The 23,912-nt window shown below is 37.6% G+C and carries 19 protein-coding genes and 3 pseudogenes; 1 reads left to right on the forward strand and 21 read right to left on the reverse strand.

Translation table 11 applies throughout. The features are described 5' to 3' along the window. Nucleotides 1-105 precede the first annotated feature (105 nt). From MHB53_RS15755 to MHB53_RS15770, 4 genes and pseudogenes are all read right to left on the reverse strand, one after another. Nucleotides 106-243: pseudogene (locus tag MHB53_RS15755) on the reverse strand (adenylosuccinate synthetase); the annotation flags it as partial. A 347-nt stretch (nucleotides 244-590) separates the two neighbouring features. Continuing rightward, nucleotides 591-2,909, reverse strand: coding sequence for an RNA polymerase recycling motor HelD (gene helD / locus MHB53_RS15760; RefSeq protein ID WP_340920080.1), 2,319 nt, complete (start codon nucleotides 2,907-2,909; stop codon nucleotides 591-593). 325 nt (nucleotides 2,910-3,234) lie between these two features. After that, entirely contained in the window at nucleotides 3,235-4,395 is a 1,161-nt protein-coding gene (locus MHB53_RS15765; RefSeq protein ID WP_340920081.1) for a M20 metallopeptidase family protein, read from the reverse strand. Nucleotides 4,396-4,580: 185 nt separating this feature from the next. Next, entirely contained in the window at nucleotides 4,581-6,005 is a 1,425-nt protein-coding gene (locus tag MHB53_RS15770) for a YfcC family protein (protein ID WP_445661440.1), read from the reverse strand. A 652-nt stretch (nucleotides 6,006-6,657) separates the two neighbouring features. On the opposite strand from MHB53_RS15770, the gene MHB53_RS15775 reads away from it, so the two are divergent. Continuing rightward, nucleotides 6,658-7,128 carry a DinB family protein gene (locus tag MHB53_RS15775; RefSeq protein ID WP_340920084.1) on the forward strand — a complete coding sequence of 157 codons (471 nt, stop codon included), beginning with the start codon at nucleotides 6,658-6,660 and terminating at the stop codon, nucleotides 7,126-7,128. A gap of 225 nt (nucleotides 7,129-7,353) precedes the next feature. Here MHB53_RS15775 and wrbA read toward each other — a convergent pair whose 3' ends face one another. The 17 genes and pseudogenes from wrbA to ychF all read right to left on the reverse strand — a co-directional run bounded on the left by wrbA (nucleotide 7,354) and on the right by ychF (nucleotide 23,830). Then, nucleotides 7,354-7,965 (reverse strand): NAD(P)H:quinone oxidoreductase, encoded by a 612-nt coding sequence (gene wrbA, locus MHB53_RS15780; RefSeq protein WP_340920086.1) that lies wholly within the window; start codon nucleotides 7,963-7,965, stop codon nucleotides 7,354-7,356. Nucleotides 7,966-8,442: 477 nt separating this feature from the next. Continuing rightward, nucleotides 8,443-9,051 (reverse strand): alpha/beta hydrolase, encoded by a 609-nt coding sequence (locus MHB53_RS15785; protein ID WP_340920088.1) that lies wholly within the window; start codon nucleotides 9,049-9,051, stop codon nucleotides 8,443-8,445. 239 nt (nucleotides 9,052-9,290) lie between these two features. Beyond that, complete coding sequence (locus MHB53_RS15790; RefSeq protein ID WP_340920090.1) at nucleotides 9,291-9,899, reverse strand: flavin reductase family protein; 609 nt, start codon at nucleotides 9,897-9,899, stop codon at nucleotides 9,291-9,293. Nucleotides 9,900-9,911: 12 nt separating this feature from the next. Further along, the gene (locus MHB53_RS15795; RefSeq protein ID WP_340920093.1) at nucleotides 9,912-10,850 is read right to left on the reverse strand and encodes a ring-cleaving dioxygenase; all 939 of its coding nucleotides are present in this window, start codon (nucleotides 10,848-10,850) and stop codon (nucleotides 9,912-9,914) included. A 41-nt stretch (nucleotides 10,851-10,891) separates the two neighbouring features. Beyond that, entirely contained in the window at nucleotides 10,892-11,314 is a 423-nt protein-coding gene (locus MHB53_RS15800; protein WP_340920096.1) for a MarR family winged helix-turn-helix transcriptional regulator, read from the reverse strand. Between the two features lie 326 nt (nucleotides 11,315-11,640). Continuing rightward, nucleotides 11,641-13,002, reverse strand: a complete 1,362-nt coding sequence (gene dnaB / locus MHB53_RS15805; RefSeq protein ID WP_340920098.1) for a replicative DNA helicase — start codon at nucleotides 13,000-13,002, stop codon at nucleotides 11,641-11,643. 329 nt (nucleotides 13,003-13,331) lie between these two features. Continuing rightward, nucleotides 13,332-13,781 (reverse strand): 50S ribosomal protein L9, encoded by a 450-nt coding sequence (gene rplI / locus MHB53_RS15810; protein WP_340920100.1) that lies wholly within the window; start codon nucleotides 13,779-13,781, stop codon nucleotides 13,332-13,334. Next, nucleotides 13,778-15,751: a DHH family phosphoesterase gene (locus MHB53_RS15815; RefSeq protein WP_340920102.1), complete on the reverse strand. Its 1,974-nt coding sequence runs from the start codon at nucleotides 15,749-15,751 to the stop codon at nucleotides 13,778-13,780. The genes rplI and MHB53_RS15815 overlap by 4 nt, the downstream gene beginning before the upstream one ends. 16 nt (nucleotides 15,752-15,767) lie before the next feature. Beyond that, on the reverse strand, nucleotides 15,768-16,706 hold the full coding sequence (locus MHB53_RS15820; RefSeq protein WP_340920107.1) for a YybS family protein: 939 nt from the start codon (nucleotides 16,704-16,706) through the stop codon (nucleotides 15,768-15,770). Nucleotides 16,707-17,274: 568 nt separating this feature from the next. Further along, nucleotides 17,275-18,222 (reverse strand): methyl-accepting chemotaxis protein, encoded by a 948-nt coding sequence (locus MHB53_RS26425; RefSeq protein WP_445661528.1) that lies wholly within the window; start codon nucleotides 18,220-18,222, stop codon nucleotides 17,275-17,277. After that, nucleotides 18,217-19,275: pseudogene (locus MHB53_RS26430) on the reverse strand (HAMP domain-containing protein); the annotation flags it as partial. The gene MHB53_RS26425 and the pseudogene MHB53_RS26430, both read right to left, overlap by 6 nt. A gap of 234 nt (nucleotides 19,276-19,509) precedes the next feature. After that, the gene (gene rpsR / locus MHB53_RS15830) at nucleotides 19,510-19,746 is read right to left on the reverse strand and encodes a 30S ribosomal protein S18 (RefSeq protein ID WP_340920112.1); all 237 of its coding nucleotides are present in this window, start codon (nucleotides 19,744-19,746) and stop codon (nucleotides 19,510-19,512) included. 84 nt (nucleotides 19,747-19,830) lie between these two features. Beyond that, nucleotides 19,831-20,367, reverse strand: a complete 537-nt coding sequence (ssb, locus tag MHB53_RS15835; protein ID WP_340920114.1) for a single-stranded DNA-binding protein — start codon at nucleotides 20,365-20,367, stop codon at nucleotides 19,831-19,833. Nucleotides 20,368-20,427: 60 nt separating this feature from the next. Further along, nucleotides 20,428-20,715 carry a 30S ribosomal protein S6 gene (gene rpsF, locus MHB53_RS15840; protein ID WP_340920116.1) on the reverse strand — a complete coding sequence of 96 codons (288 nt, stop codon included), beginning with the start codon at nucleotides 20,713-20,715 and terminating at the stop codon, nucleotides 20,428-20,430. Nucleotides 20,716-20,975: 260 nt separating this feature from the next. Further along, complete coding sequence (locus MHB53_RS15845) at nucleotides 20,976-21,320, reverse strand: DUF378 domain-containing protein (RefSeq protein WP_340920118.1); 345 nt, start codon at nucleotides 21,318-21,320, stop codon at nucleotides 20,976-20,978. Between the two features lie 138 nt (nucleotides 21,321-21,458). Further along, nucleotides 21,459-22,594, reverse strand: a pseudogene (locus tag MHB53_RS15850) (thiolase family protein). Nucleotides 22,595-22,729: 135 nt separating this feature from the next. Beyond that, nucleotides 22,730-23,830, reverse strand: a complete 1,101-nt coding sequence (gene ychF / locus MHB53_RS15855) for a redox-regulated ATPase YchF (protein WP_340920120.1) — start codon at nucleotides 23,828-23,830, stop codon at nucleotides 22,730-22,732. Between the last annotated feature and the right edge of the window lie 82 nt (nucleotides 23,831-23,912).

The following is a 23,912-nucleotide window of genomic DNA, read 5'->3' on the forward strand; positions in this document are numbered from 1 at the left end:
TACTTCTATTTATTTCTTTTCACGTTTAGATTATTACAAATAAATTACAAAAAGATCAAGTGTTGAAGCATCACTTGATCTTTCCTTACAGAATTCCAGCCATTCATCCCCAACATAATAAATATACGCTTTACTACCACCAACAATATGATACATTGGTTGGTCCAACACCTGAACCATTGTTACTCCACTTGCAACAAGATTTGAAGAAGTAACGAAAGGATATGTTTCTTGGTCAATATCCTACATCACACCTTACGCTTTTTTGTTACTTACTAAAACTCCTTACTTTCTCCTGCCCATTTTATAGTCTCTTGGCATTCTCAAGACGGAAAAGCGAGCAACTGTAGCGGAAATCAACCACATACTACTTGGTAAAGCAACAATGTTTTTAAAGCAGGCTTTTAAAAAAATATGACGCTTTTTTGGCATGTCTCTTATTGAAAAAAGTTTGAAATCGAATATCAAAATATTCATTAAAGCTTAATTCCCAGTAGGTTTTTAGAAATTCGGCAGATTTACGCCTCGATATTCCGAGAGTCTATTTTTTAGTAAAACATGGAGTTATCCCCCAAAAAAGGAGGGGAAGCTTATCTATATGCCCTTTTCGTTATATATGTTTGATCGGAGACTCCACTAATAAACGGAGTTATTTCATCGACAGAAAAAAGGTGAAGTTCATGCATCGCCCTTGTACAAGAAGTATAAAAAAGCTTGCGTTCGTTTTCCCTACTATATAGTTCCTTTGACGCGTTATAAATAATAACAGCATCAAATTCAATTCCTTTTGCTAAATACACTGGAAGAATGACGATCCCTTTATTATAGGAGTTTGTATTTTTATCCATAAGACGGATAGCTAGTTTTGTTCCTAGTATGTTATACGCATGAAGGCTTTCTTCCATTGTCTTGCAAATAATAGCGATTGTCTCATGACCGTTTTCTATTAAGCGACTTACACAAGCCTCAATATTTAAATGTAGTGAATGAATAGTATCTACTTTCACCAAAGTTGGTTTTTCTCCCTCTCTATTGAATGGCTCGATCATTTCTCCCCCAGCTATCAATCCTTTTGTAAATTCTACAATCTGTTTTGTTGAACGATAGCTTTTTTTCAGGACAATCTTTTCCATATTATCTAGCTTTGTCGCCATTAACGTCTGCGCATTATTTGTATGGGCGTAAATTGCCTGATTTACATCACCCAAAATGGTCATTTTACAATGTGGGAAAAGCTGTTGAAGATATTCGAATTGAAACGGTGTATAATCCTGTGCTTCATCAATGAACAAATGGCGAATGAGAGTATTTGATTTCCTCCCTTCCAATAGATCCTGTAAGTACAGATACGGAGTTGCATCTTCATATGCCATATAATTAGAATTCAATTGCTCAATCGTCTCAGAACATATTGCATCCCATCCGTCTGGCCAAATAAATGATTCTTTTAATGTAAACAATTGACGATACACTGCCCGCATATTTAAAAATCCATACTTCTTTACAGCTTTCCTGATTGGCATAAAATATTTCTTCACGATTGCCTTCGCCATAAGCTGTAATTCTCGTTCTGCATCCCCAAAGGCATCATCAACGTCTTCCTGTTCTTTTTGGACTTGCCTAAACACCTTTAAATAATCATCCTTATCTAATAATTCCGCTTCTTCAATTACCCATTCTTCCAAGCGTTCCAACTTTTCCTTTTTGGCAAGTTCCTTTAATATCCGCTCCATTGTTAATTTTATTCGATTGGGTATCGAGATTGACCCGTCCAACGAATAAAAAACATTGTAAATGTCTTGTGCAGAAAGGATGATGCGGTCACGAAAAGTAATATTTTTAAAAATGAGTCCCTGTTTGGACAAATAGTATATATATTCATCAATGAGCGCTTTAAAACCGATACTCGATTTAAAATGAATGGATTTCATCCTGTTATTATACCCAGGCTCTTTTATTGCCGTTAGTGTATATTCCAATTGTGAAAAAGGATCCTCGACGTCAAATTTCCCACCGAGCCTCGTTAACAAATATTGTTGATATGTCGTTTGTTCCATATTATCTTCCCCTAGCTCTGGAAGCACTGTTGCAACATAGCTATTGAAAAGAGGATTAGGTGAAAAAAGCATAATATTATCAGATGTTAACGTATTTCGGTAACGATAGAGCAAATAAGCAACCCGCTGAAGAGCTGCCGAAGTTTTCCCACTTCCAGCTACTCCCTGGACAATCAGAAATTTGCTTTTTTCGTTACGAATAATATCATTTTGCTCCTTCTGAATAGTTGCTACGATGCTTTTCATTTGGGTATTTGCATTCGCTCCAAGCACCTCCTGCAACAAGCTATCTCCAATCGTAACGCCTGTATCAAACATACTTTTAAGCTTTCCTTCTTTAATAATGAATTGCCGTTTTAACTCCATCGTTCCTTCTATCATGCCTGAAGGAGTATGATAGGTAGCGCGGCCAGGTGTGTAATCATAATACAGGCTTGAAATCGGTGCACGCCAATCGTAAATAAGAAACTCTTCATCATTCTCATCCATCAAGGAAGCGACACCTATATATGTGCAATCCGTTCCTATCTCATCATCCTCATGAAAATCGATCCGTCCAAAATAAGGAGAGTTTTTTAGCTTGTGGATTTGTTTGAGTTGCTTATTCGAATGTCCGTGGGTTCTTTCCCGTTCAGCAAGAAGTTCAGCCTGTTGTTTAATGCTTGTGAATGTTTCAATAACATCATCTGGCTCATCAAGATTGACCGTGACATCGTCCCAAAAACTTTTTCGTAGTTGAATGATCCCCTCTTTAACTCCACCCATATTCTCATGGAGATGCTTCTTTTTGTTATCAAGTACATTCTGAATAAAATCCAACCTCTGCTGTTCCTTCTCCCGCTCCTTATTCATTCCACAACCCACACTCCTTTTTTTGAAATAAAATGTTTGACAAACCTGCCTCGCTTTTGATATAATTAAAATTGGGTAGATATACATTAAATATTATCAAATGCAAACAAACTTAAGAATATCATAATATGATATAAATATCAATGGCTGAATGTACATTTACATTCAGCTATTTTGTGTATTCTCCTTTTCCCCCTCTCTCGATCTTCTACTGTCGCATCGAATATATAATGCATCTTCATACAATTGCCTGATTTAGTTTACTTCACTCTTTTGTAGTAGCAAATAAAAAAAGCACCCCTATTAAAAGAGTGTGCTTTTGACTTCATTTATTTAGTGCAAGTTGAATCATCAATTCAATTGCTGTTGGAATCGCATCTTCATCAATATCAAATTTCGGATGATGATGAGGAAATTGGCTTTTGTCACTTTGCATTCCTACATTAATGAAAGCTCCTGTTTTTTCCTTTAAATAATAAGAGTAATCCTCAGCCCCCATGGATGGATCCATCACAGAGAAAATATCTTCTCCGAATGTTTGGACAATGATTTTCTCTGCATATTCACATGCTTCTGGGTGATTGTATAGTGGCGGAGTGCCTTTTATATATTCATATTGACCTATTGCACCGAAGCTTTCACAAATTGATTCTGTCAATTGCTTTGTTCTTGTATGCATCAATTCAGCAGCTTCGTATGTCATAGCGCGAATTGTTCCTGTTAATCTCGCCTCAGAAGGGATAACATTGAACGAGTTTCCCGCTTGAATACCTCCAAATGAAATTACACCCGCATGGAGTGGATGCAAGCTTCTACTCACAACCGATTGAAATGCTTGAATCAAATGTGAAGCAATATAAATCGGATCAACCGCATCTTGTGGCTGCCCAGCGTGACCGCCGACACCTTTAATCGTAATATCGAAATCATTGCATGACGCCATTGCTGGACCTGTCGCAAAGCCAATTTTGCCCATTTCAAGGTTTTGTATGAGATGAATACCAAAAATAGTATCTACTCCATCTAGAGCTCCTTCTTTTACAAGTTGTTCTGCTCCGCTTGGCGACGCTTCTTCTGAGCTTTGAAAAATAAACTTAATGTTATTTTTTACTTGATGCTTATTGTTACTCATCCATTTTGCGACTGCTAGTAAAATCGCTGTGTGTCCGTCATGACCACATGCATGAGATACGCCTAGATTTTTAGAAATATAGGGCTTATTTTCCCCTTCTTCCACAATCGGCAATGCATCCATATCTGCACGGAGCGCAATTGTTTTCTTACCTTCTGTTCCTTTTAGATAAGCAACAACATTTGGAGCTGAATAACTATCGTCAATCGGAAGGCCGAATTCTGTTAATGTTTTTCGTACATAGGCAGCTGTTTTAAATTCCTGCCCAGATAATTCCGGGTGCATATGGAAATGTCTACGCTGTTCTATTGTCCAAGCTTTTAAAGCCGTGTCTACTAATTTAGTTTGTAACATGATGATCCCCCATATCTATTATGTTCATGTTGTACAACATTGTTATATGAACAAAAGCTAAGTATTCCTATGACAATGTCGAGGGACCCGCATCATGGTTCCTCGACTAAAATCGCCACGTCCTGTGGGAACCCGACTCACCCACATCCTGTGGGCGGCTGAACGGGCACCTTCCGCTTTTCTTATTAAAACGGGCCATATTTGATTGCCTGTGCAATGAGTAGAAAAACTATGCCTAGTGCAACTTCGATCAATATAAATGGAAGTACCCATCTAAACCATTTTGTATATGGAATTCCTGCAACGGCAAGACCTGCAATCAACACACCTGCTGTTGGAAAAACAGAGTTTGTGATCCCGTCTCCAAGTTGGAACGCAAGTACAGCTGTTTGTCTCGTTACACCTACCAAATCAGCGAGTGGTGCCATGATCGGCATGGTAAGTGCAGCCTGTCCACTTCCTGATGGAACTAGGAAGTTTAAAAACAGCTGAACAGCAAACATACCAACGGCATTAAATGCTGGTGATAATTGGTTAAGTAAAGAAGATGCATAAAATAAAATAGAATCCATTAATTTACCATCTTGTACTACTACAAGAATCGATTGAGCAAATCCAATAATCAATGCTCCACCAATCACATCTTTGGCACCATCCATAAAGTTATCTGCGATGCTACTCGGATTCAACTTACCAATAAAGCCCATCAAAATACCGAATAGAAGAAATAACCCAGCAATTTCAGTAATATACCAGTCAAATTTTAATACGCCAATAATTAAAATAACAAAATTAAGTAAAAAGACACTTAACACCCATTTATGACGGGTTTCTAGCTTAATATCCTTATCTAACTCATTCGTACTTTGTTTCATATTTCCTATATAACGTAGTTCAGGTTGCTCCTTAATTTTTTTCGCATAACGATATACATATATAACACCTGCTACATAAAAAGTAGCTAGCATGACTAGTCTAAGCCCGATACCCGAAAATGTCGGCAATTCAGCAATGCCCTGTGCGACACCAACGTTAAATGGATTAAGCACGGCGCTAAGAAATCCAATATTCGCACCCAATGAAACAATGGCGAATCCTACAATGGAATCAAACCCAAGTGCGATAGCTAACGGTGTAATAATTGCCACGTACACAATTGTTTCTTCAGACATCCCCATTAACGTGCCACCGACGGCAAAAAATAACATTAACGCTGGAATCAGAACCAATTCCTTATTCGCTAACTTTCTCGTGATCGTGACTATCAATGCATCAAGTGCACCTGTTGCTTTCAGTATTCCAAAGGCTCCACCAATAATCAAAACGAAAAAGATGATGCCAGCGGCCGCAATCATTCCGGAATGAACACTTGTAAAAATCTGAAAAAAACCAACGGGAGATTGCTCAGTAAACTGAAAAGAATCAGGATTTACAATTGTACGCCCATCTACATCTATTCTTTCATATTCCCCCGCTGGAACGATATATGTTAAAATTGCCGCTACCACAATTACACAGAAAATTAATACGAACGCATTAATATTTCTACCTTGATTTTTTTTAGCTCCCAATTGTGGGTTAATTGCCATTCTCTTGCTTTTCTTACTCATATATACTACTCCCTCTATCTATTCTACCATGTATTTTTACGTTTAATTAAGAATAATTATGCATCTTAGTGTAATCAATATTCATTGAAAATGCAAGACAAATTTCGACAAATCCTTGTATAAATAATGGAAATAAGACATAATTAGCGTTTCAAGGTAATTGATATAATATTCATTCTTTTACTAATTTTCATTGTATATAATCTTATTGCACATGGTCGTTTATTTGATTAAACATTTATCGAGGTATCATTAGCAAAACACGGATTTGAAACTAAAAATAGCCGATTTCACTATGTTAAAGATGTAATCGGCTTTAGAACTATTCTTGATTTAAAGTCGCAATGAAAATGCATACTTAATGACATATGGAATATTACCTGTTCATTAAGTATGTCTTTTTTCAATAGTCTCAACATGAAAAGTACCTTCTTATGTGTCATGTTATAAACAAACAGATTTTTAATTGAATAAGAGGTTACATGTTTTATACAGCAACAGGCTTCTTAAGAGCGTTGATATAAGAAAAAAATTGATCAATTATGTTAACTCGATACGGATATTTTGCGGAGCCAGAGGTGTATTCATTATATTCTTCGCTCTTTTTAATGGTATAATATGGGCGATTGTATAAGTGAAGGGAGAGGAATAGATGAACAAACTTATGTTCAAGCAATTTGAATTGACAAGAGAATATTTCATCAAGATTGTAGGTTCGGTTTCCAAGGACCAAACTGATGTGCAGCCAGATGGTTTCAATAACACAATTCATTGGCATACAGGTCACGTTTTGACAATTACTGAACAAACTATGTTTGGGTTTCCTCATACAACGACCCAGCTTCCTGCAAACTATATTGACTTGTTTGGGAACGGTACGAAACCAGCTGATTGGACGGGAAATGTACCTACTATGGATGAACTTATAGTACAGCTAAAAGATCAATTGGCACATATTCAGCAAATTCCAGCTGAACAACTAAATAACACATTGGAAACACCTTTCCTAGGATGTAAAACCTTTGGAGAGCTTGCTGGCGTAACATTGATGCATGAAGCAACACATTTGGGGCAAATTCAGGCAATGAAACGGGTAATTGAACACATGGGTATAACAAACTGAAATTGACAAGATGGTATGACAATATAAAAGGAGTCATCCTATTCAAGGATGACTCCTTTTATAGACGCATATGAACTTGTATATCTATATCTTCCTGATGCAATCCCTATTAGGATTATTTATCCTTCTTCTTTTCTCTTTAAATTAAACTGTTTTATCTTGATCTTTCTTTAGGGTTTAAAACTCCCCCACCTGATTCTCCGATGTTTGCTAAAACAGGTTCATTTACTGATTTGCTTTTTTAATCGATTCAGCAACTGTTACTGTGCGTTTTGATTGATGCTTTACAGCTGCTTGAACATCTTCAATCATTTTACCATCTTGTCCAACAGTCACGCTTGTACCGTATGGATTCCCACCAGCAACATAGGTTACAGGGTCCGTGTATCCGGGAGCTGCAACAATTGCTCCCCAATGATACATCGTTGTATATAAAGACAATATGGTAGCCTCTTGACCTCCGTGAGGATTTTGGGCTGAAGACATCGCACTAACAACCTTATCAACAAGTTTGCCGTTAAACCATAAACCACCAGTCGTGTCCAAAAATTGCTTCATTTGTGATGGCATGTTACCAAATCGGGTTGGTACACTAAATATGATGGCATCTGCCCAATCAAGATCTTCTAATGTTACTTCTGGTACATCTTTCGTTGCTTCGACATGTGCCTTCCATCCCGGATTAGAATCAATAGCAGCCTGAGGAGCCGTTTCAGCAACTTTAAGTACCTTTACCTCGGCACCCACTTCCTTTGCTCCCGCTTCTGCCCATTGTGCTAATTGATAGTTCGTACCTCCAGAACTGTAATAAATTATTGCTAATTTTACGTTTGTCATAGTTTTCGTCTCCTTATTAATTGAATTTCTTCCAAATAACCTGTCTAAAAAACTCAATTCTTTCACCGCCTGCAATCATTCTAATACCAATTAAATTGGATGTAGTCATCACTCCCTTATGGGGTATTATTAAAAGGAATGGAATTTGTGTCATCTTTTCAATTCGATAATTAATAAGATAAAGACACCGCTGTCTAACTCGTATCCTGCCATTAAACCACTAAAGAAAAACTTACTTTAGTATTGCCCCAATCATCAGTATTACTAACAAAAAAGAAATTATTTTCGTTATTAAAGCCAAGCACCAACTCATTCAATTTGTTGCAACTACATATGCCATTAACTCTGATAACTTAATAATGCTCAACCATTCTGAAGTTAAATAAGCATGTATAAAAATATTAAATCTTATATAGGACATAAAATAAATACACGTACTCCGTTTAATCTTTCATATTAACCGTATATTTTTTTAATCTAAAACTTCATTTCCCGATACCATTTTGACGCTGATTCAACTTCTTTGAATGTCAATTGGTGACCTCTATTCTCCCAGTAAAGTTCTACATTAGCATTCGCATTTTCCAATAAAGATGTAAGTTCTTCAGATTCTTGTGCTGGACAAATTGGATCATTTGTACCAGCCGCAATAAATACATTTTTGCTTGTCAGATCAGGTAAATCAATTCCTCTTCTTGGAACCATTGGATGATGTAAAATTGCTCCTTTTAATGCATTCTGATAATGGAACAATAAACTAGCTGCAATGTTGGCACCATTGGAATAGCCGATAGCAACAATATTATTTCGATCAAAATCATTTTCTTTAGCAGCATCGTTAAGAAATTCATTTAATTCTTTCGTACGAAAGATTAAATCTTCTTCATCAAATACACCTTCAGCTAACCGGCGAAAAAAGCGGGGCATGCCGTTCTCAAGCACATTTCCTCGCACACTTAGAACATTTGCATCCGCATCAATCTTTTCTGCAAGTTTTAGAAGGTCCTGCACAGTCCCCCCAGTTCCATGAAGCAATAGTAATGTAGGTTTTGAATCGTCATTTCCTTTTAGAAAAATATGTTTCATCTGTAATTCCCCTTCCTTCTTGCCTTGAATCTAATCAAAAGTTTAGTGATTGGCGTAATTTCGCCAAAATCCACTAGGTCCTTTTAGAATAAACTAATTTGTTGTATCTACCCGCTTTCGGCATCAACCTGTCATTTAAGAATTCTATCTACATGATGTTTTATTTTCTTTAGGGTAAGGTCCCCAGCTCTAAACGAAGCGTAGTGGGAGTGCCAATGTTTCAGCGTGCTGAAACAAATTCACTTTGGTCTTTCTATAGAGAATACTTCGCCAATTTTTGCATAGTTAGATCCTGCTAGGCGACTAACTGCTCCTAAGCGGTTATGATTAATTCTTCCATTTTCGTAAATAGACTCATCGATATGGTATCTGACTATTTTTCCAATAATCAAATCTGTCCCTACAGAATGCTTATCTCCTAATTCGATACAACGCTCAACGATGCATTCAAAACGAACTTTCGATTCAGCGATCCCTGGAATGGAGATGGCTTCACTAGGAATCAGTGTTAAATGGGCTTTTTCAATTTCACTTTCATCAGGTGGAAGTGATGCCGCAGTGATATTAATCTTTTCAACGTTTTGTTCATCAACGATATGCACAACGAATTCTCTATTTTCTAAAATGTTTCGTGCCGTATCTTTTTGCCCCCCGTCTTTGCGTTGGATAGATAGGGAAATCATTGGAGGATTAGCAGATACGATATTAAAATAACTAAATGGCGCCCCATTTATTGTTCCATCTTTAGCAATACTCGTCACAAATGCAATCGGCCTTGGTACAATACTACCGATTAATAGTTTATAATTTTCACGTTCCGTATTTTTGCTTGGATCAAAGGAATGCAAAGTGACTCCTCCTTATTTATCTAAGTTTCTTACTTCAATTGGAATTAATTTATTATTAAATTGTTCACGATACATTTCATATTGTTCAGGTAGCTTCAAACTTTTCCCCATTGTTTTATGTGATTCATCATGTGCAAATCCTGGGGGATCAGTTGCAATTTCGAATAATATTTCTCCATGCTCTCTAAAGTAGATGGCATTAAAGTAGTTTCTATCTTGTACTGGCGTTACACCATATCCTTTTTCCCCTACATATTGTTGCCAATCTAATTGATCTTGGTCATCTTTTGCACGCCATGCAATATGGTGAACCGTTCCTACCCCCATTTGTCCTCGTCCACTTGAAGTTGCTTTTAGATCAACAATATTTCCAATATCACCATAGGATTTAAATCTGATTAAACCACCTTCTTCACCGACTTTTTCCAATCCCATTACTTCTTCAAGTAATTGGGCTGTTTTAGTCGGCTGAGCAGAGAGCAATGTAGCTCCACCGAAACCTTTTATCGCTACATCTGGCGTTATATCACCGAAAATCCAAGTGTTCTCATCGCCTTCTTCTCTTTCAACGATTTCTAATTGTAATCCATGGGTATCTGCAAAAGTTAAATACATTTCTCCAAATCGCTCGGTCTTGCTAAAATCAATATTAAATTTTTTTAGCCTTTTTTCCCAAAAAGACATAGCGCCTGTCGGAATCACATAGGATGTAACACCTACCTGACCATCACCAATTTCTCCTTGATATGCATCAGCCCACGGAAAGAAGGTAATGATTGTACCAGGTTTACCGTCTCCATCACCAAAATAAAGGTGGTAAGTTCCTGGATCATCGAAATTAATCGTTTTCTTAACCATTCTTAACCCTAAAACACCTGCATAAAAATCAACGTTTTCCTGCGGATGACCAACGATTGCTGTTATATGATGAATTCCTGCTGTTTTCTTCACTCCGTTTACTCTCCTTCATTCATTTTACTTTTATGTGACCCTTATTGTTCTTTTCCAACCCTTTTTAATATGTCTATCAAGGATTGCTTTTCTTCCAATGTTATTTCTGAAAAAATGTCTTCAATTACCTTTTGATGCTTTGGAAAGATTTCATCCATAATCTGCTTTCCTTGCTCCGTTATTTGTATATGAACAACTCTTCGATCTTCTTTGCAGTCATTTCGTTCTAACAAACCTTTTCCTTCTAATTTATCAATTACATAGGTTATCGAACCGGTATTGATTAGTACTGCATTGGAAATCTCTCGAATCGTTTGTTTTCCTTTATGGTATAGCGCTTCTAATACAGTAAAATCAGAGATACCCATTCCGTAACTGCTTATATCCTTTTTAATGCGTTCTTGAACTGATTTTGAAGACTTCATCAATACGACAAATGACTTTAATGACAAATTTTTGCTCATCACGGAACCTCCCCGAAAATTACATTTAATTAATTTATTATTAATTAAAGTATCTTGAATTAAAGACAATAATACAATATCGTTTATTGGATGTCAATTAGTTGGATTATTTATCTTTCGAGAATATTATGTGCGGAGTAGTATCGAGGTTATGTAATCTTCTCGAAAGGTTAGTTTATTTTTAAATAAAGACTTTTTTTCTTACCAGATTTCATCCCTTCACTACTTCCAACGCCTTTTATTTATAATCAACCAAAGTCCAAAGATTAACTAAAGGTAATATTTATAAATGAAAAAAACACCTCAACATTTGAGGTGTTTCATCATTATGCCCCTGAAGGAACAGCTGATTCATCATATCTGTACTCAAGATTTACGAATTTATTGTATTCCTTTACGAACGCAAGCGATACGGTACCAACTGGTCCATTACGCTGTTTCGCAATGATAATTTCAATAATATTTTTATTCTCTGATTCCTGATCATAGTAATCATCACGATAAAGGAATGCAACGATATCAGCATCCTGCTCAATACTTCCTGACTCACGGATATCTGACATCATTGGTCGTTTGTCTTGACGTTGTTCCACACCACGGGAAAGCTGAGAAAGTGCAATTACAGGTACTTCTAATTCACGAGCTAATCCTTTTAACATACGGGAAATTTCCGAAACTTCCTGCTGACGGTTTTCTTTGGAGTTCCCGCTTCCTTGAATCAGCTGCAAATAATCGATAAGAATCATTCCAAGACCATGCTCCTGTTTCAAGCGGCGACATTTAGAACGAATTTCTCCAATTCTAATACCTGGTGTGTCGTCTATAAAAATACCTGAATTAGATAGACTTCCCATTGCCATTGTTAATTTTTTCCAGTCGTCATCGGTCAAGGAACCTGTTCTTAAATTTTGCGCATTAATATTGCCTTCCGCACAAAGCATCCTCATCACAAGCTGCTCTGCCCCCATCTCTAGACTAAAAATCGCGACGTTTTCTCCCGTTTTCGTTCCGACGTTTTGTGCAATATTTAGCGCAAATGCCGTCTTCCCGACAGAAGGACGGGCTGCAACGATAATTAAATCATTTCGTTGAAAACCTGCTGTCATCCGATCGAGCTCGCTAAAACCCGATGGAATACCGGTCACATCACCTTTTTGATGGTGTAAAAGTTCAATATTATCATAGGCACGGACAAGTACATCTTTTATATTATGAAAAGCTCCCGCATTTTTTCGCTGAGCCACTTCCATGATTTGTTTTTCTGCTTCATCAAGAAGTTCATTTACTTCGTCTTCTCGTGTAAAGCCATCTGTTGCTATATTAGTAGCCGTTCTGATTAAACGACGAAGTAATGATTTTTCCTCAACTATTCTAGCATAGTATCCAATATTGGCAGCTGTTGGTACAGATATAGAAATCTCACTTAAGTAAGAAATGCCACCAATGTCTTCTAACATTTTAGCTGCCGACAGTTCTTCTGTCACGGTAACTAAGTCAACTGCTTTTCCCAACTCATTTAGCTTTAACATTACAGCATAAATTTTTTGATGGGCACTACGATAAAAATCATCAGGTATCAGTATTTCAGATGCAAGAATTAAGGCAGACGGTTCTAAAAAAATCGCACCAATTACAGCCTGCTCCGCTTCTATATTTTGGGGCGGGGTTCTATCCACCATTTCACTCATTTTATTTCTCCTCCCATATTTTTAAATAATGGGCAGCTATTCCTTAAAGAGGACGTCCAAATAGTCCGGTAAAAACTGCTGTCGAATTTCGTTGTTTGCTCGCTTCAAAGAACTTCGACGGACAGGATGTCCTAGTGCCGATGTTGCCACAGGACGTGGTGATCTTAGGCCCTTTTTTTCCACCTTTTTGAACATACATTTGATAAAGGAATATTTATGGGCACCAAATCATACAGGCCTCATAGAAAAAATGTGATCGGCCTGAACCGTATCACATTTTTATGCTAGCTCTATTCTACCATGGAAACTTGATTTGAAGTATGGAAAATTTAGTTTCCTTCTTTTACATGTACATGGACCGTTGCTGTAACTTGTTGATGAAGTTTTAACGGAACTTTTGTTACACCCAATGAACGTATTGCGTCATCCAAGACAAATTTGCGTCTATCTACTTTAATATTATGTGCCTTCTTCAATTCATCTGCAATTTGCTTACTTGTAATAGAACCGAATAATCGACCACCTTCACCAGACTTTGCTGTTAATTCTACTTGCAAATTCTCAATCTTTTCTTTCAATTGATTCGCTTCCACAACTTCTTCTTCAGCCGCTTTTTGTTCTTTTTTCTTTTGATTATCCAAAGACTTCATGCTGCCAGCTGTAGCCTCTACCGCAAGCCCTTGCTTAATTAAAAAGTTTTGCGCATAACCGACCGCTACATCCTTCACTTCACCTTTTTTACCTTTTCCTTTTACGTCTTTTAAAAATATTACTTTCATTTTTCTTGACTCCCTTCCAAATAATCATCTAATATTTGTTTTAATTTCAACTCTGCTTCAATGACTTTCAATCCTTGTAGTTGAGTAGCAGCATTGGATAAGTGTCCACCACCTCCAAGTGCTTCCATAACAACTTGTACGTTGATTTCTCCTAGTGAACGAGCACTTATGCCCACCACGTCTTCCTCACGCTTAGATATAACAAATGATGCGGATACACCATCCATTGTCAATAATGCATCAGCGGCTTGCGCAATCATTACAGGATCATATACTTCATCGTCTGTTCCTGTCGCAATCGCTATACCAGCCTTGTAAAACTCAACCGTTTCAATCAATCTTGAGCGCTTAATATACGTCTCCACATCTTCTTTTAAAAACCTCTGGACCATGACCGTATCTGCACCAAGTGAGCGTAGATAGGAGGCTGCATCGAATGTTCTTGACCCCGTCCGCAATGTAAAGCTCTTCGTATCTACAATAATACCTGATAATAATGCAGTTGCTTCAAGTGTATTGATTTTTTCACCTTTTGGTTGGTATTCAAGTAACTCTGTTACAAGCTCTGCCGTTGACGATGCATATGGCTCCATATAAACGAGCAATGGTTTTTTTATAAAGTCTTCGCTTCGGCGATGATGATCAATGACGACGATGCGTTCCGTTTTACCTAAGAGCTTCTCCTCAATCACCAAGGATGGTTTATGTGTATCAACAACAACAAGAAGGGTATTATCTGTCATCAGTTCCATTGCCTCTTCTGGCGTGATTAACCAAGAGAATAATTCGGGATAGCCTTTCATCTCTTCGATCAACCGTCTAACACCTGTATCAATTTCTGCAAAATCAATCACTATATAACCTTCACGCTGATTCATTTCAGCAGCTTTTCTAATACCGATAGATGCACCGATCGCATCCATATCAGGATATTTATGACCCATTACGATCACTTTATCACTTTCAATCATTAATTCCTTTAAAGCATGTGAAATGACACGAGCTCTAACTCTTGTACGCTTTTCCATCGGATTTGTTTTTCCACCATAAAATTGTAGTTTACCATTAGGCAGCTTTATCGCCACTTGGTCTCCTCCACGCCCCAACGCTAGATCCAAACTTGATTGAGCAAGGATACCGAGTTCCGGGAGCGAAGAAACCCCAAAGCCAACCCCGATGCTTAATGTAAGGGAAGTATTTTGTTTCAATGTCTTTTCTCGGACAACATCCAGTATTGAAAACTTATCCTTCTCTAACTCACGTAAGATTTCTTCATTAAACAGTGTAACAAAACGTTCCGAGGATGTCCTTTTTAGAAAAATGCCATGGTTGAGCGCCCATTTATTTAATAATGATGTTACTGTACTGTTTAATTCACTTCTTGACTGATCATCCATTCCTTGTGTCGCATCATCGTAATTATCTAAATAAATAATTGCGATCACATTGCGTTCCATTTCATAGCGTTTTACTGTTTCGATTTGCTCAGTCACATCAAAGAAATATAAAAGTCTTTCCTCTGATTTAAAATATATACGGAACTTTCTTTCGTTTAAAGTGACGATTTCTGATTCTATCTCTTGTTTAATAAGTGGTATAATCGATTCCCCTACATCATATAAGGATCGACCAACGAGTGTATTTTCATTAAAACATGATGCCATAAATGGATTTGTCCATTCAATATAATAATCATCATTAATGAGCATAATCCCAATTGGCATTTCTAATAGAGCTTCTTCGCCGACCTTTTTCACTCTATACGACAATGTAGATATATGCTTTTCTATGGATGTAACCATATCGGTCTCGATTTTAATAGCTACAAAGGTTAACGCTATAAGTATGATAGCCCCCATTATCGATAGCCACCAGTACTGGAGGCCAACAATAACAAGAAGAACAGCTGACATAACCAAAATAGTATAGAAAGGATAGCGCATCCTTCGTGATTTTACATAGGAAGGCATTCCTTCAACTCCTTCATTATTTTTTATCGAGGTAAGTTCTTAGATTAAATCCTATATCAATTATACCTAACATTCGTACGATAGATAGAAAGATCGGGAAAAAAAGTGTTAAAATCACTGCCAATATAGGAAACACTAATGGCCATTTCTTTAAATGACTGTAGAAATAAATAAATGCCAAACCTTGAATGACTAACAATGCTTGTAAAATAAAAGCACCATTCACTAAAACCATATACATATATGTTCCAGATTCAGGTTGAACAAGAAGCGTTAATACTAAAGCAACAAGATAATACCACAAAACACTTTTAGGTAATTTCAATTCACGAAATGTACCAAACTTCGGCACATTCACCCCTAGGCGCTTGGCAATTGGAAAATTGATAATAACCAACAATAAAACAGTAGAAAAGGACAATATAATCAATAATGTCGGAGCCATAGTGCCCATTAATTGGATCATCTCATTCATTTGTTCATGCATTTTTGCTGGAGGAGCTTGTCCAAATGATTCTAAAGCTTGCGTATATTGGTCCATAGACGTTTTAAATAACTGACCAAGTTCTTCAATAAAGTTCACAGACAAAAATATAGTAGCTATCATATAAAACAGCACTATATTAAATAGAAACGCCATACTTGAAGACAAATAAATAATTGCCTTACTTTTTCCAGTTCTAATACCGTACCCCATCACTATACCAATCGTCGCATTTATGAAAGCAAATGGGACAGCTACAATCGATCCAATGATAAAAGCAATAAGCATAGCCCCAACCAATAAAATTGCTGCGTTTTTTAACGGATATTTAGCGCTATACAATAGGAATGGAAGAATTAAAAACAATTGAGTCACAATCATTACTAAAGGCACATACATGGAAACAAACAATAACACTACAAATATCCCCAGCATCAGTGCTCCTTCAGTCAACATTCGGGTATTTTTCACTATTACACCTCTTTAGCTTATATATACCTTTTCTATTTTACCGATGATTCGCCCAAGGTTCAACTTTGCGGCGTTGATTAAAGAAAGAGATGTTTCTAATAAAAGAAACATCTCCCAATTATTCAACACGGTATCCTCTATGATTACGAATCAGCTAAAGCTAATTCATAAGAAGAAACTCAACTATAGCACAGATGACCTTGCGAAAAAATGAATGTTCGTTAGGTTTATTTGGTATGCAGATTCCCCAGAATGTATAAAGCACTTAAAGCACCTTGCTGCGTTTGTATGAATGGAACAACACTATAAGACCAAGTTGATTGGAGCGGAAGGCGGCGACTCCTGGGGATTAGCGTGACAGGTGAGACCCTGCAAGGAGCTATTACGGAACGAAGCCTAAAGTTAAAGTCGCCACATCGTGTGGCAACGGCTTCGTAACCAACATCCTGTTTGCCAGGCGGCACACCGCACGCCCTCGGAAAGCGCCGCCTAGAGCGGAAAACAACAGTATTAATAGATCCTTGCATTGTATTAGGAGGACTTTTTCAGTGCCCTCCAATTATACCGTTTATATTTTAAAATGATTGATGGACTCATGCAATTCATGACTCAAGTTTGTGAGTTGTTCTGCTGATTCAGCGACAGACTGGATCGCACGCAACTGCTCATCAGTTGAGGCACTTACTTGCTCACATGCTGCTGCTGTTTCTTCTGAAGTAGCAGCCATCGTTTGGATCGTATTATCTACATCTTCTTTATAAACTGTTACCTTTTGCACTTCACTAAACACGGTATCAATAGATGATTGCATTTCTTGAAGTAGTATAGAAATTTCTCCAAAGGTCACTTCTGTGTCTTTTACAACCTTTTCTTGCACTTGGAAGTTCTCACTTGTATCCAGCATTTGCTTCGATACTTGTTGTGCACCATTCTGTAGTTCCTGAACAGTAACTTTGACTTCTTCCGTTGAGCGAGCAGACTGCTCAGCTAATTTGCGAACTTCTTCTGCAACAACAGCAAAGCCTTTTCCATGTTCCCCTGCTCTAGCCGCCTCAATGCTAGCATTTAAAGCAAGTAAATTAGTCTGGGAAGATATTTCTGTTATCGTCTCCATTACACTACCAATTGCATGTACTTTGAGATCCATCTGTCCAATCACATTAGTCATGGATTGTAAGTTATCTTTCCATTCGTTGAATGAATTTTTCAAATCTTGCATCTGTCCCTGACCTACTGAATTTATTGCTCCGGCTCTATCGGCGCTTTCCGCCATTATGGAGGTCCGCTCGTTAATAATATCAATTTGATTAACTAGCAAGTGGGAATTCTCACTAACTTGTTCTGCATCTTCAGCAGATCTCGATGCACCCTGCGCAATTTCATTTACAGCAATTGCCATTTCCTCACCCGCTGCATTTGTTTCTTCTGAGGCAGCACTCAAACTTTCAGCAGACTCCCTTACATTATCAACAGAATCATTTACTACTGAGATCAAACGGTTCATACTATCAACCATCTTATTAAAGTTATTTGCCAATTGCCCAAACTCATCTTTAGATTGGATATCAGAACGTACAGTTAAATCTCCTTCTGCCACTTTATTCATCGTTTGCTCTAATTTAAAAAGTGGTCTAATCATTCTGCTAATCATCAAAACCAAAACAATTACGGTGAATATTACCGTGGCTAAAGCCACCAAAAAAACAATCTTATTTGCTTCTGATGCTACCTTTCCAATTTCTTTTTCAGGATAGATTACCCCTAGTTTCCAGCCTACATCTGGTAGAGTTCGAAAGATATTTAATTTGCGTTCTCCATCAAGTGTATAACGAATAACTCCTTCTTGTTTATCGTTATACATTTTAGCAACATACGATTTTTTCGATATATTCTCTCCACGTAGCGTTGGATGTATGATAGCCGTCCCTTCCGCATCGAGAATAAAAGGAAATCCATTAAAGCCAAACTTACTAGCCGAAATTTTTTCCGTCAAAGTAGATAGATTTATATCCACTCCAACAACAGCAATAACAGAGCCATCTACAACTAGCGCTTTGGAAGCTGTAATGACAAACTCACCTGTTGCTTCATCTACATAAGGGTTACTCCAGTTGACCTTTTCTGTTTCTTCAAATGCAAGTTGATACCAAGATCTAGTTGTTGGATCAAATTTGCCAAGATCCGCATATGGAATAATATTTGTATGTTTATTAGGTAGGGAAATAAAAACAGAGGTAGACTCCGCATAATTATCAATATAAGTATTAAATTCCTCTTCCAGTAGTGTTTTTATGTCATTTGTTACATTTTTGTCTTTGTTAGCTAGGATTAGGGCATAATTCCTAATTGTCCATGTATGAGAAAGTTGGTCCAAACTTCTCTCATATTGTCCCAAAAAATATTGAATTGAATTTCCTAATTCAGCTACCGTTCCCTCACTTTGAATGATTAAATTTGCTTCCGTCCTATTTTTAACTTGATTACTACTAATAGATATAATAATTGCTACAGATGCAATGATTAAAAGCACGACTGTACCTATTATCTTCGTTTTTATTGAATTGAACATATAAACAATGGCTCCTCCCAATTATCACTCACTATATGTATTTCGACAAAGAAAGCCAAAAGTTTAATATATTAAAAAAATACCATATTTTACATGTAATTGTAGAGGTTTAGCCGATTAGCGTACTTTATAATAAACCTTGACATAAAAAAAGAATCAATAGCATCAATTAGTAATGGATTTATAAAAACAAAAAAAGAGCAACAAGGAATCCCTTGCTACTCTTTTTGTATATTATTCACCTGTAACAAATGGCAAAAGAGCCATTTGACGAGAACGTTTAATTGCTGCTGTCAATTTACGTTGGTATTTTGCACTTGTTCCAGTTACACGACGTGGAAGAATTTTCCCACGCTCTGAAACAAATTTCTTTAGTAAATCAACATCTTTATAATCGATGTGTGTAATACCGTTTGATGTGAAAAAACACACTTTACGGCGTTTACGTCCACCTCTACGTCCACCTGCCATAGTAATAACCTCCCTTTGTATTTATTTCATCCAGCAGCTTCAGCCCAAGCCCTTCGAGGTCACAAGGTGCATCTGCTTTTGAGTTTAGAATGGAAGATCATCATCAGAAATGTCGATAGGTTGCCCATCATTTGAGAATGGATCTTCATTAGTTCGGGTAAAACTTTGATTATTGTTTTGATTATTGTTTGGATTACTACGTTGTTGATTCTGATTTTGCCCATAGGAGTTATCCTGGCCTCTTTGTTCTCCACCGTATTGGTTTCCTCCAAAGTTACCGCTGCGTTCTTGTGATCCACCGCTTCTAGGCTCAAGAAATTGAACGCTGTCTGCCATTACTTCCGTGATATATACACGTTTACCATCCTGACCTTCAAAATTACGTGTTTGGATGCGGCCATCAACACCTGCTAAACTACCCTTTTTCAAATAGTTAGCAACGTTTTCCGCCGGTTTACGCCAAATTACACAGTTAATAAAGTCAGCTTCCCGCTCCCCCTGTTGATTCGTAAAAGTGCGGTTAACTGCTAACGTAAAATTTGCTACTGCTACGCCATTTGGAGTATAGCGCAAATCTGGGTCTTTTGTTAATCGTCCTACTAATACAACTCGGTTCATCATCAGAATCAACCTCTTCTCTATATACTTCTTTATAAAATGTTTCACGTGAAACATTTAAGTTTACTTTTCGTCTTTAACAACAATATGACGAATGATATCGCCACTGATCTTCGCAAGACGGTCGAATTCCTGAACTGCTTCAGGTTTTGCATTCGTTTGGATTAAACGGTAATATCCGTCACGGAAATCGTTAATCTCATATGCAAGTCGACGCTTACCCCAATCTTTTGATTCGATGATTTCCGCTCCTTCAGAAGTTAGGATATTATCGAATCGCTCAGTAACTGCTGTTTTCGCCTCATCTTCAATGTTTGGGCGGATAATGTACATGATCTCGTACTTTCTCATCGTTTGTCACCTCCTTATGGACTATGCGGCTCTTTTTGGTGTAAAAGAGCAAGGAGCAATTTTCATTACTCACAATGAGTAAGTATAGCATAGTTGTCCAACATTAGCAATATCTTTGAAGTTTTTCTAAACTTTTATATTGATGTCTAGCAAATTTAATTAGAAAGTGGTAACTAAAACCGTATACGTATGGCTAATTATAGATAATCCTCAGCAACCAAAAAACCGGCTGAGAATTTTCATTCTCGCCGGATTTTTATTTAATGTAATTCTTCTTCTTCTGGGTCTTCATTTTCATATGCTTCCCTTGAAGGATTGTATAGCTTATCAAGGTCTGGCTCTTCCGCAAATTCTGTTCCGTAATTAGGCTCGGTAAAACCCCTGTGTTCTTCCCTTGCAGGAACATCAACCGTATCAGAATTAAACAGTAATCCAATACAAATGATTCCGCTGATTCCGACTAAAGTGTAAATAAATCGAGCGAAACCAGAAGTAGTTCCTCCAAATATTGACCCGACTAAATCGAATTCAAATAATCCAATTAAACCCCAGTTAATCGCACCAATAATTACTAGAGCTAACGCAATTCGCCGCAAAACTTTCAAGCAGCACACCCCTTTCTTCTAATCCAAATCAAAAGCATGACTTACTAATGATTCGTTCTATTTTTTGAAGAAAGCGAATGTTTATGACATGTAAATGTTTCCATTTGTGTTTTATTTAGACGATAGTAGTTTATTTCTTTAGTCTATTCGCTCAACAATCGTGGCGTTTGCCATACCAAAGCCTTCACAAATAGTCTGTAAACCCCAGCGTTTACCAGTTCGCTCCAATTCATGTAAGAGTGTTGTATTAGCCGTGCTCCGCTCGCACCTAGCGGATGTCCTAATGCTATTGCACCACCGTTTACATTTAATTTTTTAGGATCCACTCCAGTTTCTTTCAGCCAGAATAGCGGAACAGAAGCGAATGCTTCATTCACTTCGAATAAGTCAATATCAGAAAGCTCCATACCTGCCTTTTGAAGCACCTTTTCGGTCGCAGGTACCGGCCCAGTAAGCATGAATGTAGGATCCGACCCAATAACAGATCGGGCAACAATTCGAAAGCGTGGCTTTAAATTAAGTTCTTCAGCCTTCTCTTTTGACATTAGCAAAATGGCTGAAGCACCGTCACTAATTTGACTGGCATTACCTGCCGTTACTTTTCCACCGGTTAAAAAAGGCGGTTCCAATCCGGAAAGTATTTCCATTGATGTATTTTCACGCGGTCCTTCATCCCTGTTAATAGTGACTTCTCCAACAGAAATTGGCATCATTTCCCGATCAAATCTACCTTCATTTATGGCCACGATCGCCTTATGATGGCTTTGTAAAGAAAATCGATCTAACTCTACCCTTGTGAATCCCCATTGTTCGGCAATTTTTTCTGCTGATAAACCTTGATTGATTATTTTATATTTGTCAGTCAAAAGTCTGCTATGCTTCGTACCTTGTAAGTTTGAAAACATCGGCACCCGCGACATATTCTCTACTCCGCAAGCGATCACCACATCCATATCACCACTTAATATTGCTTGAGCACCAAAATGAATCGCTTGTTGACTCGATCCACACTGTCTATCAAGGGTAACGCCCGGTACTTGTACTGGAAATCCAGCAATAAGACTTGCAATTCGAGCAATATCTCCAGCTTGCTCGCCTATTTGCGTCACACAACCAGCAATCACATCTTCTATGAGTGCCGCTTCCATATTTGCCCTGATTAAAAGTTCTTTTAATACCAATGCAAGTAGTTCATCTGATCGAATGCCACACAATACCCCATTTTTTCTACCAATCGGTGTTCTCACAGCTTCGATAATAACTACTTCTTTCATAAGGTTCCCCTTTCCTATCTTTCACTTTGTTTGAATCTTAGTCTGATGTATACTTCTCCTTCCACACTCTTTTTCCCTTCTACATCTTTTTCAAAAAAAGTAGCAACGCAAAAAAAAGACACCTTATAAGGCGCCTTATACGTTAAAACGAAAGTGTATAACATCTCCATCTTTTACAAGGTATTCTTTTCCTTCTAGTCTTACTTTTCCAGCTTCACGTGCAGCCGCCATTGATCCACCTGTAAGTAAATCATCATAAGAAACAGTTTCTGCACGGATAAATCCTTTTTCAAAATCGGTATGAATGATACCTGCACATTGCGGTGCCTTCATTCCTTGGATGAACGTCCATGCGCGTACTTCTTGAACACCGGCTGTAAAGTAAGTAGCTAGTCCCAAGAGGTCATATGTTGCGCGAATAAGGAGATCGAGTCCAGATTCTTCAATACCAAGTTCTTCAAGAAACATTGTTTTTTCGTCATCGTCTAATTCAGCAATCTCTTCTTCAATTTTTGCACATACCACGATTACTTCTGCATTATCTTCCTGTGCAAACTTGCGTACCTTTTGCACATATTCATTAGTGGAAGGGTCTGCAATATCATCGTCGCTTACGTTTGCCGCGTACAAGACAGGTTTGCTAGTTAGAAGGTGTAGACCTTTAACAAGCTTCATTTGATCTTCTGTAAATTCTAATGTACGTGCTGGTTGATCCGCTTCAAGAGCAGTTCTTATTTTATCTAATATTTCAAATTCGTACATCGCTTCTTTATCTTTTTGCCTAGCCATTTTCTCTACCCGAACGATGCGTTTCTCGACAGATTCTAGGTCAGCAAGAATAAGTTCAAGATTGATTGTATCAATATCATCAAGAGGATCTACTTTTCCTGATACATGTGTGATATTTCCATCATCAAAACAACGAACAACGTGACAAATAGCATCAACTTGGCGTATATGAGATAAAAACTTATTGCCAAGTCCTTCCCCTTTGCTAGCACCTTTTACAATTCCAGCAATATCTGTAAATTCAAAGGCCGTCGGCACTGTTTTCTTTGGTTTAACGAGCTCTGTTAGTTTTTGCAGTCTATAGTCTGGGACTTCCACAATCCCCACATTTGGATCAATCGTACAGAATGGATAGTTAGCAGCCTCTGCGCCTGCTTTCGTAATAGCATTAAATAATGTTGATTTACCAACGTTCGGCAAACCAACAATGCCTGCTGTAAGTGCCATATCGCTCACTCCTCTTCCTTGGAATAGGACCTAATGTCCTTCCCCTATATACCTTTCATCATTATAGTGAGTCAATCAGAAA

Source organism: Bacillus sp. FSL K6-3431, assembly GCF_038002605.1.
In the GTDB taxonomy this organism is placed as follows: Bacteria; Bacillota; Bacilli; order Bacillales; family Bacillaceae_C; genus Lederbergia.